A 16816-nucleotide genomic window follows, 5' to 3' on the forward strand; every position below is an offset into this window, starting at 1 on the left:
AGGTTATGCTGAACAATTTGTCCAAAAATTCGGATTAAATTTGCAATCTACCTATTGTCAACATTGAAACCATTTTTCCAGTGCTGACAATCATCATTAACAACAACTGATAAATTCACAAAAAGTTTAGCCGGAAGCTAGTTGCCATTGCGCTGTGAAAAAGTTCTTAGTGAGCGTTGTCTGCTCGCTTAGAACTTGGGTCGTCTTCATAGCCACCTGGTTTTGGGGTGGCTATGAAGCGCCGGGTGAGACCGCCCTTTGGCTCACCCGGGTTGCCCCACAGCGTGATGGCAACTAGCTGGAGGCGGCAAAAAAATTGGAGGAAGATTTATGTATAACAAAGACTTTAAGTACCCGGATAAAGCGGCCTATGACTTTGTCATTAAGGCGCTCGCAGCTAAGGGCATTACTTACCATGAAATCGCTGAAATTACTTATAACTTACAAATCAAATACGTGCCTGATTTAACCATCGCCGAATGCGAAGCCGAAACTAAAGAAGTGTTGCATAAACGCGAATTGCTGAATAACGCGATGGTCGCCCTCGAATTGGACCGCATTGCCACTGAAGGTAAACTCAGCGAACCGTTGCAATCCATCGTGGCTAACGATGCCGGCGTCTTTGGCGTCGACGAAGGCTTGGCGTTGAACATGGCCAATATTTACGGCACGATTGGCGTCACCAATTATGGTTACGTCGACAAAGTTAAAGAAGGCGTCATTAAAAAACTTGATTTAGATAAATCTGGCAGCGTCAATACGTTTATTGATGATCTGGTCGGCGCAATTGCGGCCGCCGTTGCTGCTAAGATTGCGCATAAATACGCATAGATTGGCGATTTTTAGCCAAAAAGCCGTTAACTGTGTTCATCAGTTTATGATGACAGTTAACGGCTTTATTTTAAATTTAAGGGGCCTCCCCAAAACTAATAACCACTCTTACGTTATTAGTTCTAGGCCATTTGATGCTTCGCCATCGCTTGCATCTTTAAGACGCGTTGATCGCGTGGGATGAACATCCGAATTTCATCTTGATTGAAACCGCATAAGAGGCGGTGGTCGTCAAAGATGATTGGCCGCCGCAGTAATTGCGGCGTTTGACTCAGTACGTGGACGGCTTCACTTAACGGCATATCCTCAATCGGTGTCGTTTTGGCGAGACGCCGGTACGCATTGGACTTGGTGCTGATTAAATCATCGATACCATCGTACGTATATTGTAACAAATGTTTAATCTCAACCTCGGTCAAAGGCTGGGCATTCATATTCCGTTCATGGAACGGGATTCGATGCTCGAGTAACCAGCGATGGGCTTTGCGACAACTTGCGGTACTTGGTAACACACATAAGTTTATCATTTTATTATCCCCAATCTTGCTTGCCTAACAATGCAACCCCCATTATTGTGCACTGTAATAGTTGACGGTCTTAATTAACAACCTAATCATAGCAAAATTTTTCCCTAATTGCTAGCGTTTTCAGGAAAATTAATAAAATAATTTGATGCGCGCAGTTTACGTATAGTGTTTAATACACTTTTATAATTACTATAATAAAAATATTTATATTAAGCGGTCGGTAAATTGCCCTTCTCCCGCAAGTACGCCATTAAGACGACGGCTTGGTTGTGTTGTTCATCTTTAGCGCCGTATAATAAAATCACGTTGGAATCGTGCAATTGCGCCGCTATTTTTTGCATCAACACCGGCGTTAACGGATTAGCATCCAATTCTGCGACATACCGTTTCGTAAATTCAGTGTACTTTTCAGTATCATGGTTAAACCACTTACGTAACTCCGTTGAAGGACCGATTTCTTTGTCCCATTCATCTAAGTGCGCGTTTACTTTAGAGATGCCCCGCGGCCATAACCGGTCCACCAAAATACGGTAGCCATCCAAATCAGCGGGTTTCGTATAAATTCGTTCGAGTTTTAATTGCATCGCTTAATCCTTCAATCTTTATAAATTTGAGGTGTCTTAAATGTCAAAATTTCAGCTAGTTACGCCAGCCTTTTTTACCGGTCGGCCCACGACCAAAATCGCCCAAGACCTACTCGGCACAATGTTATTATACCGCAGTCCGCAAGGTATCGTCGGTGGTTTGATTGTCGAAACCGAGGCTTACTTAGGGACCAACGATACCGCGGCCCACGCCTATCATGGTCGCCGCAGTGCCTTTAGTGAACCACTCTATCGCGAACCCGGCACATTATATATTTATCGGCTCCGTGCCAACTACTTATTGGACCTCGTTACCCAACCAGCCGAGACTCCAGAGGGCGTTTTAATTCGCGCCATCGAACCCGTAATCGATGTCAATCAGTTAATATCTAACTGTGGGAAAAGTGGGGTGCTGGTTAGCAACGGTCCGGGCAAATTAATGCAAGCGCTAGGCATTCAAGATCAAGAGATGAATCTGCAGCTCATTACTGACAGTGACCTCGCCATCGACCTAGCGCAACGCCGCACCCCGCAACAAATAACCGCTGTGCCACGGGTCGGCGTCAATGCTGAAGCTGCTAGCGGGCAGTTGCCACTACGCTTCATTGTCGCCGGCAATCCGTATATTAGCGATAGTCGTAAACGCGATTGGCGCGACGACCATGGGTGGCAAGACTAATCGTAAGTTGAACTACCGCCAAAAGACGGCCTGATGAACAAACCTTCATCAGACCGTCTTTTTGTTGAACCGAATTAAACGAATTTCATTCCGCACGCTTATTATTCTCAATATAATATTCGATTATTTTTTTACCGCTAAATCGGACGCCAGCGCCATAGCTTTTCTTAAATGTTAATTTGAATAAAATTAGAAAAACTGCGGCAAACAGTTTATCATTATCTTAGTCGCTAACTTTTTTAATTCGGTAATTGCAAAATCAACCGTTGCTACGATTGATGGCATAAAAATAGTGACCAGGTATATCGTTACCCTGGTCACTTCTGTAAATTCTATTTTTTATTTTAAAGTGGCTGTCCCAACAGTCTCACCGCTGACAACTTCACCATCAGCTGACAAATCAAAGCTTTTAGTTTGATCAGTACTATTGGTTAGTAACACCATCGTGGTAATCGGCTTACCGGCTGCTCGAACTGCCTTGATATTCATATGACTGATTGGCGTGCCAACTGCAACCGTATCACCTTGCTTGACCAAGTTTTCAAACGGCGCTCCGTTTAAGTCAACTGTATCAATCCCCATATGCACCAGCACTTCTAACTCACCGGCTTGAATACCAATCGCATGCTTCGTTGGAAACAAGCTACTAATAGTCCCGGCTACTGGGCTAACAATCTGGTCATCACTCGGTTCAACCGCATACCCTGCACCCATTGCACCACTGGCAAAAACATCATCTTTAACTGCCGTCAGTGGCACTAATTGACCATTGGCTGGCGCAACAAACGTTAACTTTTTAGAACGTGAAAATAATCCCATTAGATTGCCTCCCTTAAACTGTCTTTAAATAGTCTTCAACTTCTGGACCAATCGTGGAAACTTTTGTCCCATAAATCACTTGGACCCCAGTCCCATGAATCATCGTGCCCACTGCCCCAGTTTGTTTCAATAGTGGCTGGTCGACTTTGGACGCGTCCTTAACGCTTACTCGCAAGCGCGTCGCACAAGCTTCAAAACTGGTAATATTGGGCTTGCCACCAAGACCCTTAACGATGTTAGCAGACAATTCTGCTTCCGTTACGGTCGCTGTGGTACTTTTCGCATCTAAATAATCTTGTTTCGTATGCAAGGTCGCCGTTTCATCATCATCTTCACGACCAGGTGTCTTCAAGTTGAATTTAACAATCACCCACCGGAAAACAAAGAAGTAAATGACAAAATAAGCAATTCCCAATGGAATCAACGGTAACCAGTTAGTCCGAGCTTGACCAGGTAAAATCCCGTATAAGACTAAATCTAGCAGGCCGCCGGAAAAAGTAAAACCGACACCGATTCTGAGCAAAGAAACAAAGACGGCCGAAAAGGCAAAAATGACACAGTGTACGCCAAAGTATAGAAATGGGGATGCAAATAAAATAGTGAATTCCAATGGTTCTGTAATCCCCGTTAAAATTGAAGTTAATGACGAAGACAATAACAATCCTTTAATTTCAGCCCGTTTACTCTTCTTAGCAACCGTATACATCGCCAAAGCAGCAGCCGGTAATCCAAACAACATTTCTGGGAATTGGAAGGAGAAGAACCGTGCGGCTTGCCAGGAAATCTTAGTGCCGGCAGCTAATTGGGCAAAAACAATATTTTGCGCCCCAACGACGGTGTGACCAGCAACTGTTGCCGTCCCACCAACCGCGGTTTGCCAAAATGGCAAATAAAAAATATGATGTAACCCGAATGGAATTAACGCCCGGTAAATATAACCATAAAAGAAGGCCCCGAATACCCCTGATTTGGCGATTAAAACGCCTAATGCTTGAATACCCGCACCGACGTAAGGCCAAATCCAGGCCATGAAGAAACCGGCAATGACACCGGCAATCGCCGCTGCAATTGGAATAAAGTGCGTACCGCCAAAGAACGATAGCGCATCTGGCAACTTAATCTTATAGTAGCGATTGTGCAACCAAACAACAATCAGACCAATGAAAATACCACCGAAAACTCCAGTGTTCATTGTATTAGTAAAGCCAAGCATATCCGTCAATAAGCCGCCAATTTTTTTCAAGCGGTCTAATTCGCCAAAGTTAACAATGGCACTAGTCATTGACGCATACATCATAAAGTAACCAACTAATGCAGATAAGGCTGCGACCCCTTTTTCACTTTTGGCTAACCCTAAAGCCACCGAAACAGCAAAAAACAAGCCTAAATTATTAAAAACAACGCTCCCGCAGTCATTCAAAACGCTCAACAAACGGTTCAAAAATGTTCCGGACCCTAAAATAGCTTGTAGATGGTACATCTTAATAAAAGTCGATCCGGTAAATGAAGCCCCGACACCTAAAAATAGGCCGGCAATTGGTAATAGTGCAATCGGTAACATAAACGTCTTACCAATATTTTGTAAGGCAGCAAAGGCACCGCTGCCTTTTTTCTGGCTTGTTGCATCCATATTTAATCAAAACCCCTCTCAAATTACGACTGATGTTAATCCGGATTGTGGCCACAATTCGCAAACGATTACATTTTGGTTGTTAGCAATCAATTCGTCAGTTACCTTAATTGAGAAAACGGGTTTCCTGTCAAGCGTTTAAATAAAAAAAGTTGCGAAAGATAGCTTCGCAACTTTTTTAAGCATCAATTATTTTATCAATCGTCGTGGTCGTTGCCACATTTTGTGTAGCGACTAAGTTTTTTTACTGCCCGCGCAAAATAAGCTTAGCGGCAACTTGTTTTTTCTCGATAGCCGCTTTAAACAGTAATTCAAATGCAGTATCCCCGATTGTCGTCAGTTGGTGATCAATTGTCGGAAAATCCATCAAAAAGCTAACTGGTAAATTTTCTTGACCAATCACAATTGCCGGATGCTGCTGATTGGCTAATTGTCGCTGGGCACCCGCAGCAATTTCGTCACCATTAGCAAAAATCACTTGTAATTGTGGGTCGGCCTTCAAAAACTGTTCAGCGGCCGTAATGCCATCAAACATATTTTTAGTATCCCGGAAAATTAATTGGTCATCCAAGCCGGGCCCATAGACCATCGAATAGGCTTGTAACGTCAATTTAGCACTTTGACTGACATGTTCATTACGGCTAATAGTGACCCCAACATGTTGCAAACCACACTGTTTTAAAATCTGAAAGGCATGTACGAATGATTCGCCTCGATTCGTAAACACACTGGCAATAGGATACTCAAAGGTATCTTCGCAACACACAATCGGTCCATAATCGCGATACGGTAAAATATCATGAAAGGCGATACTACGTGAAGTAAAAATAATGCCATCCACTAAATGGTGTTTCAGCATATCCAAATAATGGCGCTCACGTTCCTGACTATAATTTGTGGGCATCATCGTTACTTGATACCCGTTCATAAAGCCAATATCAGTAATCGCATCCGCTAATTTTTGAAAATATGGGTGATTAATATATGGTAAGATCACACCAACCTGATTAGTTTTACCAATGCTTAATGCCCGTGCTAAGCCATTACGATGGTAATCCAATTGTTTGACTGCCGCCATAATTTCCTTTCGCGTTTGCTCAGCTAAGTAGCCTTGATGATTCAGTGCTCGTGAAACGGTTGAGACGGCATGGCCTGATAACTTCGCCACATCCCGAATATTTGCCATGTTGTTGCTTCCTTCCTAACTAGTCGGTTTAGTGTACCTTGTGAAACGCGTTTCACGTCAAGCACCCGAATACTTAGTAAGCGTGTCCAATTTTAACAGCAACAAAAAAGCCGCTCTAAATACCACGATTTGGTATTTAAAACGACTGCTATCAGTTAGCTATTCGCCAACCACGACTTCAACTTGCCCGCGTTTCGGGACGAAGTTAATCCCGTCGATTGGTTCACGTAAAACTTTTTCGTATTCATCTAAAACTTCCGCGGGTAGTGGCGTGTGGTCGGATAAAGCTTGCATCAAGTCGGTGACCGAATAAATATTGGTCATGTCCAAAAAGATGCGCATATTGCCAACGACGTCATTTAAGAGTTCCGTTAACACCGCATTGGGTTTGCCATTGCCGTCGGTGACAACGATTTGGTTACTATCCACTTCTTTATGATCAATCTTCGTTAATTTAACGATATCAAATACATTCAGCATGCGCATACCCTCCGTTAGTCGCGTCTGTGTCGTTACTTAACCATCAGCAGTAACAACAGTTTGCTTTAGTTTACCACAAACTCCGCGGACTTAAAGTTGAAAAGTTACCTTTGCTAATTCAACCTACTAACGAGCATGATATCGGTCCCAAATCTTCGCTTGGACTTTCGGTTGTGGCAACGTGGCCAATTCAGTATCAGTCACCGTTTTACCCGCAAAGAACGCTAAGTCGCCTGGTTCTAAGGTTCCTTGCAATAATTGAATCGTCCACTTTTGATGGGTAAACGTATGGGTCACGGGCCGCACTGGTAAGCTCGCCGCCGTTAATTCTAATTGATATTCTTGTTTGAAATACGCACTAACGGCCGCTTCAATTTCTAGCGGCGTGGCAATGGTCCAATCTTCCAATGGTAAGTCCTCTAATCGCAATAAGGGCACTGTCCACAAATTCGCCAACATGCCGGTACTGGGACGTTGCGTCATTAACCACTGGTCGGCCATTTTAGCTAACACCGCCACATAAGCGACTGGTTTAGGCCGCGGTTTCTTCGTTTTGACCGGATAATCCAGTTCTTTACCATCCAAATAAGCTTGATTAAAGCGTTTGACTGGTGAATGTTCACTGTCCGGTTGTCGCGCCGTCATATAACTAGAGCCCAAATCCATAATTGCTTGGTTAAAGTCCCCTGGTCGGGTCGGTGAAATAATCTTGCTAATGACATCCTCAAAAACTTGGCGGGTCTGCGGTTTAGCAATATCGTCGTCAATCTCCAATAACCGACTGAATACCCGATACGCGTTACCATCAACGGCTGGCACCGGTTCATTGAACGCGATACTCGCAATGGCGCCCGCCGTATATGGGCCAATCCCCACGAGTTCACTTAATGCTGCGGCAGTGGTCGGCCACTGACCGTCGTAATCGGCCATAATTTGCCGAGCACAGCGCTGCATGTTGCGGACCCGGGAATAATACCCCAAACCTTCCCACGCCTTTAGCAGCCGTTCCTCGGGGGCCTCAGCTAAAGCGGCCACGGTTGGAAACCAATCCATAAAGCGTTCGTAATATGGAATCACCGTTTGGACCTGGGTCTGTTGTAACATGATTTCTGAGACCCAGATATGATATGGTTCCTGGTCTTGACGCCACGGCAAATCGCGGCCGTGTTCGTCATACCATGTTAACAAGGTCGTTTGAAAATCTTTAATGGTGGCTGATGACCACTCAATCATTCTTACCCCTCCTTTGACAAAAAACGCCACGCTACTTCGCTAATGGCGAAGCCCGTGACGTTAATTAGGCTTATCTTTTTTAATCTAAAGTACTTGCCAAGTGGACTAACGTTTCTTCATAATGGTCAGTCACACTTTCATCTTGGAAATCAGCATTAAAAACTGCCAACGTTAAGTATTCTGGATATTTAACAATCACTTCTGCTAAGCGATCGTTAGTTTCTGGATACTTATGATCTTCATTATTTAAAATATCTAAACTTGCTTGATAACAAACATTTGCTAAAAACAAATAATCGACAAAATAGTTAAATCCCAATTGATTCTTCAGTTTAAAATGCGCGTCCATATCAATGGTTTCGAAGATATTATTCATATACTTCGTCACCACTTCTTGATATTGCCGCAACAACTCCTGTTTCGCTTGTGCATGTACCTCGGCCACAATTATCCCCACCTAACTTACTTCTGTGAGAATTATAACATATGACGTAAGCCTAAATTGATATTCTGGACAAGTCCAGCCAATTGTTCATACTGCCAATGGCGTTCTGCCGTGACAGCACTCGAGTCATTTGGTTGAGTTAGGTTGACTAACTTAATCGCTTGATCCGCTGCCCGTAAGGCATTGTCATCCACAAAAGCGGATGCCACGGCCCAACTGATACATTCCAAGGCGGCCGCCCCAATCGAACTAGTCGATTCGGCGACAAGTGCTTCAACCTTTGCACTAGCTTGCCGCACTTGGTAAACACTAACTAAATTGACCTGCCATAATTCATTGGCATCAAATGCTAACCGGATTTGCCGGTCATATTGTTGATGGTCATCGACATATTGCATCGCTTTTCTCGCGATAATTAACGCCCATTTGGCGAGTTGTTGCTGTGAGAGGTCACCAGTTAAAGCTTCGATTTGGGCCCGTATTCCAGGGTCATCGTCAATCGATATTTTAGGGTGACTCGGTCTAAAACCTTCCGTCATCACGCATTCCTACTTTCTTACTAATCCTACGACTATTCCAAATGCTAAGTAAGGCGACCACTGTCAAAATCGCTAATAACCAATAATCAACCGCCGCGCCGGCTGCCGTTGTTACGGCAGTTTTCCCCGGTTGCAATTGATAAGCGCCAATAATGGCTGCTAGCACGCCCGTTCCTAATGAACCGGCATACTGTTGCGACATATTAAAGGCAGCATTGATATCCGCTTTTTGTGACATTTTTACTTGTTTGCTAGCATTCGTAATGGTATTGCCAAACGCAAAAGCAAACCCAACTCGCATCAAAATAAAGTAAACGCAAATTAAGCCCACCGTTAACACGCTGTGGCTAATCACAAAAGCTAAGCAACCAAGTAACATGGCCGTTACCCCACTTAATATCGGTCGATACGCGCCCACTTTATCGAGCAGCCGTCCCGCCACTGGTGCCATGAAGGCTCCGAGTAACGCACCGGGCAATAAAATTAACCCGGCCACGAAGGCATCTTGACCCAAAACTAACTGAGCGACGTTCGGTAAAATAAACGAACAACCGATATTGATAAATTGTAACAGAAAATAGGCCAATAAGTGCCAATCAACTACCAAATTTCGAAAAATATTTAAATCTAGCAAATGATTGGTCGCATGGCGATTGTAAGCGGCTAACAAAATCACCAAAATAACCGCAATTAATAAGTAGCCCCCAAAATGCCAACTCATAAAGCCGGTTTTGCCAGCCGCATTAAATGCAAAGTCGATGGCGATTAAGCAAGCGGAAAAAATAACAAAGCCCCACCAGTCAAAACGATCGTGCGTATCAGCTGCTGACATAGTTAAGTTACGCAAACCAATCACAAAAACGATCAAAATTAGTGGTAATAACCACCAAAAGATTTGCCGCCACGAAAAGTTAGCCGTCAATAAGCCGCCATATGTCGGTCCTAGCGCGGGGGCTAGCGAAATAATCATGGCCGCCATCCCGTTATACGTCCCAGTCTGCTCGCGGGGAATTTGCGTCAAAATAATGTGAAACATCAAGGGCGTCGAAATCCCGGTCGACAAGGCTTGAATTACCCGCGCCATCATCAACACGGGGAAATTGGTGGCGCAAGCGGCAATGACGGTGCCGATAGTAAAACAGGCGATGGCAAATAAAAATAAATTTTTAGCCGGATACTTTTTCAATAAGTGCGCGGACGCAATCATCATCATCGTCACGACTAACAAATAGCCGGTCGTAATCCACTGAATGGTTTCCAGATTCACGGCCATCGCCTTCATTAAAGTCGGAAACGTAACATTCATCGACGTTTCCACCAAAATCCCCATAAAACTCAGCAGCCCCGCGGCCACAATACTATAAACTGTCTGCTTTAAAACTTTCACAATGTTCTTCCTTTCGTGCCTCGTGCTTCACTACCACGGTTGACACTTGTTGCTTGAATTGAGGTGTTTGCCGCCTCCAGCCTGACAGGCGCACACTGTGGGGCAACACGGCCCAGTTCCTAAGCGAGCCCAAAACACTCGCTAAGAAACTTTTCACAGTGCACACCTGTCAGGCTTCCGACTAAACGGCTCGACCATTTACTAGAGGTACTATCTAATACCAAAAATTAAATCAATTATGATTTCCAAACTTATCTTGAGTTATCGAATACGACATCAGGAAACTATATTTGAGCATATCCGTTTGAAATTAATCTGAGTAGTGACTTAATCAATACTGGAAATAGTCCCCCCCCGCTCAATATTATTCAACGTAGTGTTTAGCGGCGCTGGAAGCTTGCGGGAATGTCACCGTGAAAATGTTCTTAGGACACGTTTTTGGTGTCCTTAGAACATGGGTCGTGTTCACGGACTTGCGGGTTTGGCGAGTCCGCGAACCGCCGCTGAAGACCGCTCTTTGGCTTCAGCGGGTTGCCCCACGGTGACGTTCCTGCAAGCTGGAAGCAGAGCGGCAAAAAACACCCCGAAAAAAATAGAGACAACGGCTCCAAGTCTAATAATACTTGGACCGCTGTCTCTAAACATTTTATTATTGAATTTCGATGTGCTGGGTGTCGGCGGCCGCTTTCTTTGGTAACGTCAGCTTCAAGACCCCGTTGTCGTAATGGGCTTCAATCTTAGCTGCGTCGACATCTGGTAGTGAATATTGTCGACCGAAGCGGCCAGTCGCGCGTTCGCTAGCAATCACATTGCCGTCATGGTCACTATCATCACTAAAACTATCCCGCTTAACCGCGATTGATAAGGTGCCATCGCGATACTTCAACGCAATATCATCTTTCTTGATACCGGGAACATCGACGTGCATTTCATATTGGTCATCGTTTTCTTTGATGTCGGTCTTTAATACCGACCCATTATTGGAGCCATTCAAGAAGGACCGCCCTAACCCATTAACTAAATCGTCCATCTTCGTTAAATCATTAAACCGATCAAATAGATCATTGTGCCAATTCATCATTTCATTAGCCATATCTCAATCATCCTTTCAACTTGTTTACACTATTAATACTAATAGTTTCAACGTGGAATGCAAGAATTTAGCACTCAACATGTACGAGTGCTAAATTCGCTAATCGACTTGATACACACTCATATCGACCGGAATTACTCGCACAACTTTGTGCGGCGTAATCGTCAATGCCTTGGTCGTACTGTTCGTCGGCCATCGCGACTGTGGCCGGTCGGCGAGTTCCAATCCAATCAACATGCGAATCCGGTCCAAAATGTCGGGCACCCCAAACGCGTTATCACCTTGATTAAACGAAGTCCGTAACATATTAATCTCAATCTGTAAGCGACCTTCATGAAAACTAAACGTTACTGGTACGTAAACTAACGCCTGCGTTGGTAACTGCTCTGTCGCTAACGTCTGATCTAGTGTGGCAATAAAGTCAGTGAATTTATCCATGTCACTCACCCCCATCGATTTACTTAACATTATACTGCGACCGCTTTCAATCGGCTATCTTTATTCATTATCCGCTAACCGATGACGAAAAAAACGTGCTCAGACCGAAGCCCAAACACGTTTTTTTAGTGAAGTCACGTTAGAAATTATTCGTTTGATAATTTCTTAGCATCTTCGTCGATGGTTTCAAAACCGGAAACCCCGCTCTTCTTCTTGGGATGCTTTGCACGTTCTTCTTCAGCTTTTTGAATCATAGCCTTTTTTTGTTCCTTGCTAAGCTTTTGTGCCATGATTATCGCCTCTTTTGTTATGGAAAACGGATACAAGCTCCGTTACAAGTTCATTATAGTGCTAATTTCAAAAAGTGGCGCATTTTTGCTCAAAGTTTTTAAAACTTTCGCCTTGCATTCTGTAACTATAAGATTTACAGTTAGGGTGTTAAAGGAGGAGACAACATGACAAAAGTTCTAATTCTCGGCGCTGCTGGCCAAATCGCCCGCTTAGCCGAACAGCAATTTATTGATAGTACGGATGCAGATTTGACGCTTTACTTACGTAATGCGCAACGGGTCAGCGATTTAAAGTCTGACCGGGTCACCGTAATCGACGGTGATGTGACCGACGAAACCAAATTAACTAAAGCGATGGCTGGTCAAGATGTCGTCTACGCTAACTTAGCGGGCCAAAACATTAAGGCGCAAGCCGAAACGGTTTTGAAGGCGATGCACGCGACTAGTTTAAAGCGTTTGATTTGGATTTCGACCTTAGGCATTTATAATGAAGTGCCTGGCAAATTTGGCGAATGGAATAATACTACTTTGGGTAGCTATTTAACACGCTATTACAGTGCCGCCGAAGTCTTAGAAAACTCCGACTTAGATTACACGATTATTCGTCCCGCTTGGTTAACAAACCACGACGAAATTGATTACGAAACGACCCAAAAAGGTGAACCATTCAAAGGTACTGAAGTTTCCCGTAAGAGTATCGCCGCATTAGTCGTTAAGTTGGCCGAAAATCCAACTGAAAGCGTGCGGACATCCTTAGGGGTTAACAAACCTAATACAGATGGCGACAAGCCCGCTTGGTATTAAAAATATAAAATAAGCGCAATAAACATTTCCCCAAAATGTTTGGCGGCGTCACGCATTTGCGTGGCGTTTTTTTGTTCAAATTTCGACCCAAGCACGCGGGTTTATATAACTAAATCAGAATTTTTCCTATCAATATTTTCTTAAGTAATTGCTTTGAAATTTAATATTGTTTTCATTTTTGGCCCTACTAAATCAACGTTTTAAAATTAAGGGACTTTCGAGTTGACCCCCAAAAATATGGGTGTTAAATTGTAGACTCAATTTGAAAATAACCAGGTTTTTATTAACCAGTTTTCAAGGAGGGTATTAGTTTTGAATTTGAAATGGTATGTTAAGAAATTTACGGGTCTCACGACTACCCAGCTCCACGATATTTATCAACTCCGGGCCAAAACGTTCGTCAAAGAACAGGACCGCAGTTATCAAGATCCCGATGATGTTGATTTAGATGCGCGCCATATTTTTGCTTATGACCAAGGACATCTCGTGGCCTACGCGCGAATTTATGAGCATGACGGCATTGTCTCTTTTGGCCGCATTACTACCGATAGTAGTTACCGTGGCACTGGTCTCGGCAAACAATTGATGAATCACGTCATGGCCATTTTGAAAGTCCACTATCGTGACGCCACGATTGAGATTGACGCGCAAACCCACGTGCAGAAGTTCTATGAGAAATTCGGTTTAACCACTGAAGGTGAGCCCTATATTGACCTCGGCGCTGAAGTCATTAAGATGCAGGCCCCCGCGAAAGCCTTGGTCCTCGCCTAATATGAAAATACAAATAACTTAGCCGCCAGCGAACATTCGCTGACGGCCTTTTTTATCCTAATTATTGTTTTTTAAATATTCCGCTAAAGTGGCTAAATCCGCATCAACTAGTGGTAATACTTTGGGAAAGCGCCGACTATATGAGGGATGGTATAGCGGAAAAATTGGATACGGTGTCGCGGTTAATTCAAATTTTTGCTGTTCCGCTGACCAATAACGAATCGGTAAATTCAATAATTGACCGTGCACCGCACTGATTTTATATTTGGGGCCTAAGAGCCGCTGTAAGCCGGTGCCACCTAATGGGACTAATAACCGGCCCGTTAATTGGGCTAACTCAGCATCCAGCAACGGCGCACTCGCCTCGACTTCCGCCCGGGTAGGTCGGCGATCGCTTTTCAGACCAGTTTTACCAATCTTATACGGCCGAGAACGCACGGCCCCCGTTAGATAAATCTCATCCCGCGTGACGTTTAGTTGTGCCAGCCAGCGGTCTAATTCTTTACCAGCGGGACCTTGAAACGGGTGGCCAACCGCTGCTTCCGTTTTACCGGGTGCTTCTGAGACCATCACAAATTTAGGCGTCGCCGACCCTTCCCCCGGCACAAAGCCGGTTAGATTTTCGAATTGGGTGGCGATTTGCCGCCCTTGCGCTTGTTGCGCTGCCGTTAATAGAGTTGTCATTACGCGCACTTCCTTATACCCAATATATTCACAAAAATCAGCTCAATGTCTTAGAATCGTTAAACGAAAAGGTTCCAAGCCGATTTTCGCTTGCACCTCCTGAATGCAAACAGAAACGCCACTATGTTAGTGTGAAGTTACCACAGCAACCACTTAGCAACGGAGCGTTTCCAATGGCAACATTACATGAAACGACACCGTTTAACAATATCAAATTAAGCAACAGCGCGTTTCAAAGAAAACTCACGTTATACAAAATTGATTGTAAATCTAAAATCACGGTGCCAAAACAATTCCCAAATCATATATTAGTATTACAGCTGAAGCGACGTCCCAGAAGATGATGAAGACTAAAATGGATTAAAGTCCGACGATTATTTCGCCGAACATGCATAAATGACGTATTATTGGATGTACGACGTAACTCATATATCCTCATAGGTACAAAAAGGAGCTGATATTATGACTGAAAAATCAACTAATGCCGGGAAGATTATTGGTCGCTTTGTTGCACGCAAATCTGGTAACTCTTTGAGCTTAACGATTCCAGCCGAGGTTGGGGTTGAAGCCGGTGAAGAGTTTGTCTTGGTCGCTCAAGATGATGGGTCACTTTTGTATAAATACCAACACGTTAACCCTTGGCACACAAAGGCTGCTAAAGATTATGACTTCCGGGCCGATCTTGATAAGATGGGTAATATCTTTGAAGAACCACGAATAGGGCAGGAGTTATAGCTATGCAATTTCCAGACCAGGTCGATATCATCTATATTGATGCAGAACCGCACGCTGACAAGGAATTCGATGGTCACAACTAAAAAAAGCCAAAAATACCGACTGATGAAATTTAGAATTTCACTAGTCGGTATTTTTGTTGGTTTTATCTTAATTGTCGAAACGTGGTCCGCAAGACAGTTTGTTCCGCTTAACCCGGTATCGGTAATCATGCCAAGCCCAGGCATGGTCACCAATACCACGTTAATGCTCGCAAACTACCCGTCTTGCGGACCACTCTTTTTATTCTAAGCTCGGATCACTGCGGTAGCGTTGCAAGATATAAATGGCCACGACCACTAAAATTGACCCTAAGATTTCGATAAAGGATACTTTTAAGTTCAAGAAAATAATACTTAAGATAAACGTGACGACCGGTTGGACCGCATCCACGATACTAACGACCGCGGAAGGCGCATATTGCAAACTATGCAAGAGTGATAAGAACGCAAAGATCGTCCCAATCAACACGATGGCCCCGATTGAAGTCACTAAGGTCGGCGTAATTTTAGGTGCGCCGACCCAGATAGGATGATAAATATTAAATAAGAAGCCCGCAATCAATGTCCCCCACCCTAAAATAACGACCGGTGAGTTCTCAGACACGATTTTTCGTGGTAACACGACGTATAACGCCGCAGTTACCCCGGATAGGATTCCCCAGATTAACGCATCGGTTGGAATCGCTAATTCATGAATATTGCCGCGGGTGATGGCTAAGAAGACCCCGAGTAAGGAGACCCCAAAGGCAATCAAATCCGTCCGCAATGGGAGTTCTTTTTTGAAGACCAACGTCCCTAACACGATAAATAACGGACTCAAGTATTGTAAAATCGTGGCGGCCGCCGCCGTCCCTTTTTCAATACTGATATAAAAAGTATACATATTGGCCATTAACCCAAAGATGGCATAGGCCACTAGCTGGGCAATCGACTGCCACGACTGGAATACTTTGAAGATGCCTTTACCATGCTGGATGGCGCCGATTGCTAATAAAATAATGCCGGCTGACAACGTCCGCACTGATAAGAACCAATCGGCGGGAATGGCTTGATTTTGAGACACAAACTGCATGACCGTCCCAGAAATCCCCCACAACGTTGACGCGAGCATCGCCCACATGATGCCTTTCATGTAGCGACTCGTAGTTGTTGTTTTCAATTCTCAATTACCTCAATTTTGTTAATTGCAATATTATAACGGGTTTTGATTAAAACTCACTGAAAATATTGGTCTAATTTTGCACAAAAAAATAACGGTCAACTTTAGTTCAGCCTAACCGTTACGATAATTAATTTTATATTTATTTTTAGAATAACGTCCCGATGTAATAGTGAATAAACATGGTTATAATTCCGACAATGACATTGCGAATGACTGCAGTCTTAACGTTACCTTTACCTAAGACGGCTGACAAGTAACCGGTCAACGCCACGGATAAGGAAACGGCAATAATCGTACCAGGCCATTTCATCGCCGTTGGTAAAAAGGTCATTGCAAATAATGGGAAGATCCCACCTGCTGCCGCGGAAAACAGTGATGAAAAGGCCGCATCCCACGGGTTCATATAGTGGTAGATTGCAAATTTAATCCGAATTTTTGGACAAATTGTTCAGCATAAC

Annotated in this window: 20 protein-coding genes and 1 pseudogene; 5 read left to right on the top strand and 16 right to left on the bottom strand. The window is 43.9% G+C overall.

Annotated elements, in window-relative coordinates; translation table 11 throughout:
* The first annotated feature begins 330 nt into the window (after positions 1-330).
* Positions 331-831, top strand: a complete 501-nt coding sequence (locus DY78_RS10560) for a phosphatidylglycerophosphatase A family protein (RefSeq protein WP_024626417.1) — start codon at positions 331-333, stop codon at positions 829-831.
* Positions 832-953: 122 nt separating this feature from the next.
* Here DY78_RS10560 and DY78_RS10565 read toward each other — a convergent pair whose 3' ends face one another.
* Together DY78_RS10565 and DY78_RS10570 are read right to left on the bottom strand one after the other, a co-directional pair.
* Complete coding sequence (locus tag DY78_RS10565) at positions 954-1358, bottom strand: Spx/MgsR family RNA polymerase-binding regulatory protein (RefSeq protein ID WP_024626418.1); 405 nt, start codon at positions 1356-1358, stop codon at positions 954-956.
* Between the two features lie 209 nt (positions 1359-1567).
* The gene (locus tag DY78_RS10570; protein WP_024626419.1) at positions 1568-1942 is read right to left on the bottom strand and encodes a DUF488 domain-containing protein; all 375 of its coding nucleotides are present in this window, start codon (positions 1940-1942) and stop codon (positions 1568-1570) included.
* A gap of 40 nt (positions 1943-1982) precedes the next feature.
* Between DY78_RS10570 and DY78_RS10575 the strand changes: the two genes are divergently transcribed.
* Entirely contained in the window at positions 1983-2621 is a 639-nt protein-coding gene (locus DY78_RS10575) for a DNA-3-methyladenine glycosylase (RefSeq protein ID WP_024626420.1), read from the top strand.
* 339 nt (positions 2622-2960) lie between these two features.
* Here the strand turns inward: DY78_RS10575 and DY78_RS10580 are convergent, their stop codons facing one another.
* The 11 genes from DY78_RS10580 to DY78_RS16440 form a co-directional block, all read right to left on the bottom strand.
* The gene (locus tag DY78_RS10580) at positions 2961-3440 is read right to left on the bottom strand and encodes a PTS sugar transporter subunit IIA (protein ID WP_024626421.1); all 480 of its coding nucleotides are present in this window, start codon (positions 3438-3440) and stop codon (positions 2961-2963) included.
* Positions 3441-3453: 13 nt separating this feature from the next.
* Positions 3454-5070, bottom strand: coding sequence for a PTS transporter subunit EIIC (locus DY78_RS10585; RefSeq protein ID WP_024626422.1), 1617 nt, complete (start codon positions 5068-5070; stop codon positions 3454-3456).
* Between the two features lie 244 nt (positions 5071-5314).
* The gene (locus DY78_RS10590; protein WP_024626423.1) at positions 5315-6256 is read right to left on the bottom strand and encodes a LacI family DNA-binding transcriptional regulator; all 942 of its coding nucleotides are present in this window, start codon (positions 6254-6256) and stop codon (positions 5315-5317) included.
* Between the two features lie 159 nt (positions 6257-6415).
* Positions 6416-6736: a hypothetical protein gene (locus tag DY78_RS10595; protein ID WP_024626424.1), complete on the bottom strand. Its 321-nt coding sequence runs from the start codon at positions 6734-6736 to the stop codon at positions 6416-6418.
* Positions 6737-6862: 126 nt separating this feature from the next.
* Positions 6863-7969: an A/G-specific adenine glycosylase gene (gene mutY / locus DY78_RS10600; protein WP_024626425.1), complete on the bottom strand. Its 1107-nt coding sequence runs from the start codon at positions 7967-7969 to the stop codon at positions 6863-6865.
* Positions 7970-8048: 79 nt separating this feature from the next.
* Positions 8049-8414, bottom strand: coding sequence for a hypothetical protein (locus DY78_RS10605; RefSeq protein WP_024626426.1), 366 nt, complete (start codon positions 8412-8414; stop codon positions 8049-8051).
* Between the two features lie 32 nt (positions 8415-8446).
* Entirely contained in the window at positions 8447-8953 is a 507-nt protein-coding gene (locus DY78_RS10610; protein WP_024626427.1) for a putative immunity protein, read from the bottom strand.
* Complete coding sequence (locus tag DY78_RS10615) at positions 8937-10340, bottom strand: MFS transporter (protein ID WP_051385266.1); 1404 nt, start codon at positions 10338-10340, stop codon at positions 8937-8939. The genes DY78_RS10610 and DY78_RS10615 overlap by 17 nt, the downstream gene beginning before the upstream one ends.
* A gap of 649 nt (positions 10341-10989) precedes the next feature.
* The gene (locus DY78_RS10620) at positions 10990-11433 is read right to left on the bottom strand and encodes an Hsp20/alpha crystallin family protein (protein ID WP_024626429.1); all 444 of its coding nucleotides are present in this window, start codon (positions 11431-11433) and stop codon (positions 10990-10992) included.
* Between the two features lie 99 nt (positions 11434-11532).
* Positions 11533-11871, bottom strand: a complete 339-nt coding sequence (locus DY78_RS10625) for a hypothetical protein (protein ID WP_029779219.1) — start codon at positions 11869-11871, stop codon at positions 11533-11535.
* Between the two features lie 146 nt (positions 11872-12017).
* Positions 12018-12161, bottom strand: a complete 144-nt coding sequence (locus DY78_RS16440; RefSeq protein WP_169817085.1) for a hypothetical protein — start codon at positions 12159-12161, stop codon at positions 12018-12020.
* A 165-nt stretch (positions 12162-12326) separates the two neighbouring features.
* On the opposite strand from DY78_RS16440, the gene DY78_RS10630 reads away from it, so the two are divergent.
* Positions 12327-12965: an SDR family oxidoreductase gene (locus DY78_RS10630; protein WP_024626431.1), complete on the top strand. Its 639-nt coding sequence runs from the start codon at positions 12327-12329 to the stop codon at positions 12963-12965.
* A gap of 312 nt (positions 12966-13277) precedes the next feature.
* Positions 13278-13736: a GNAT family N-acetyltransferase gene (locus DY78_RS10635; protein WP_024626432.1), complete on the top strand. Its 459-nt coding sequence runs from the start codon at positions 13278-13280 to the stop codon at positions 13734-13736.
* A 57-nt stretch (positions 13737-13793) separates the two neighbouring features.
* Here the strand turns inward: DY78_RS10635 and DY78_RS10640 are convergent, their stop codons facing one another.
* Complete coding sequence (locus DY78_RS10640) at positions 13794-14420, bottom strand: uracil-DNA glycosylase (RefSeq protein WP_024626433.1); 627 nt, start codon at positions 14418-14420, stop codon at positions 13794-13796.
* A gap of 462 nt (positions 14421-14882) precedes the next feature.
* Here DY78_RS10640 and DY78_RS10645 point away from each other — a divergent pair, with 462 nt between their 5' ends.
* The gene (locus tag DY78_RS10645; RefSeq protein ID WP_024626434.1) at positions 14883-15155 is read left to right on the top strand and encodes an AbrB/MazE/SpoVT family DNA-binding domain-containing protein; all 273 of its coding nucleotides are present in this window, start codon (positions 14883-14885) and stop codon (positions 15153-15155) included.
* A 282-nt stretch (positions 15156-15437) separates the two neighbouring features.
* Here the strand turns inward: DY78_RS10645 and DY78_RS10650 are convergent, their stop codons facing one another.
* Positions 15438-16328, bottom strand: a complete 891-nt coding sequence (locus DY78_RS10650) for a DMT family transporter (protein ID WP_029779220.1) — start codon at positions 16326-16328, stop codon at positions 15438-15440.
* A 175-nt stretch (positions 16329-16503) separates the two neighbouring features.
* Positions 16504-16770: pseudogene (locus DY78_RS10655) on the bottom strand (VIT1/CCC1 transporter family protein); the annotation flags it as partial.
* Between the last annotated feature and the right edge of the window lie 46 nt (positions 16771-16816).

The organism is Lactiplantibacillus fabifermentans DSM 21115 (assembly GCF_000498955.2).
GTDB lineage: Bacteria > Bacillota > Bacilli > Lactobacillales > Lactobacillaceae > Lactiplantibacillus > Lactiplantibacillus fabifermentans.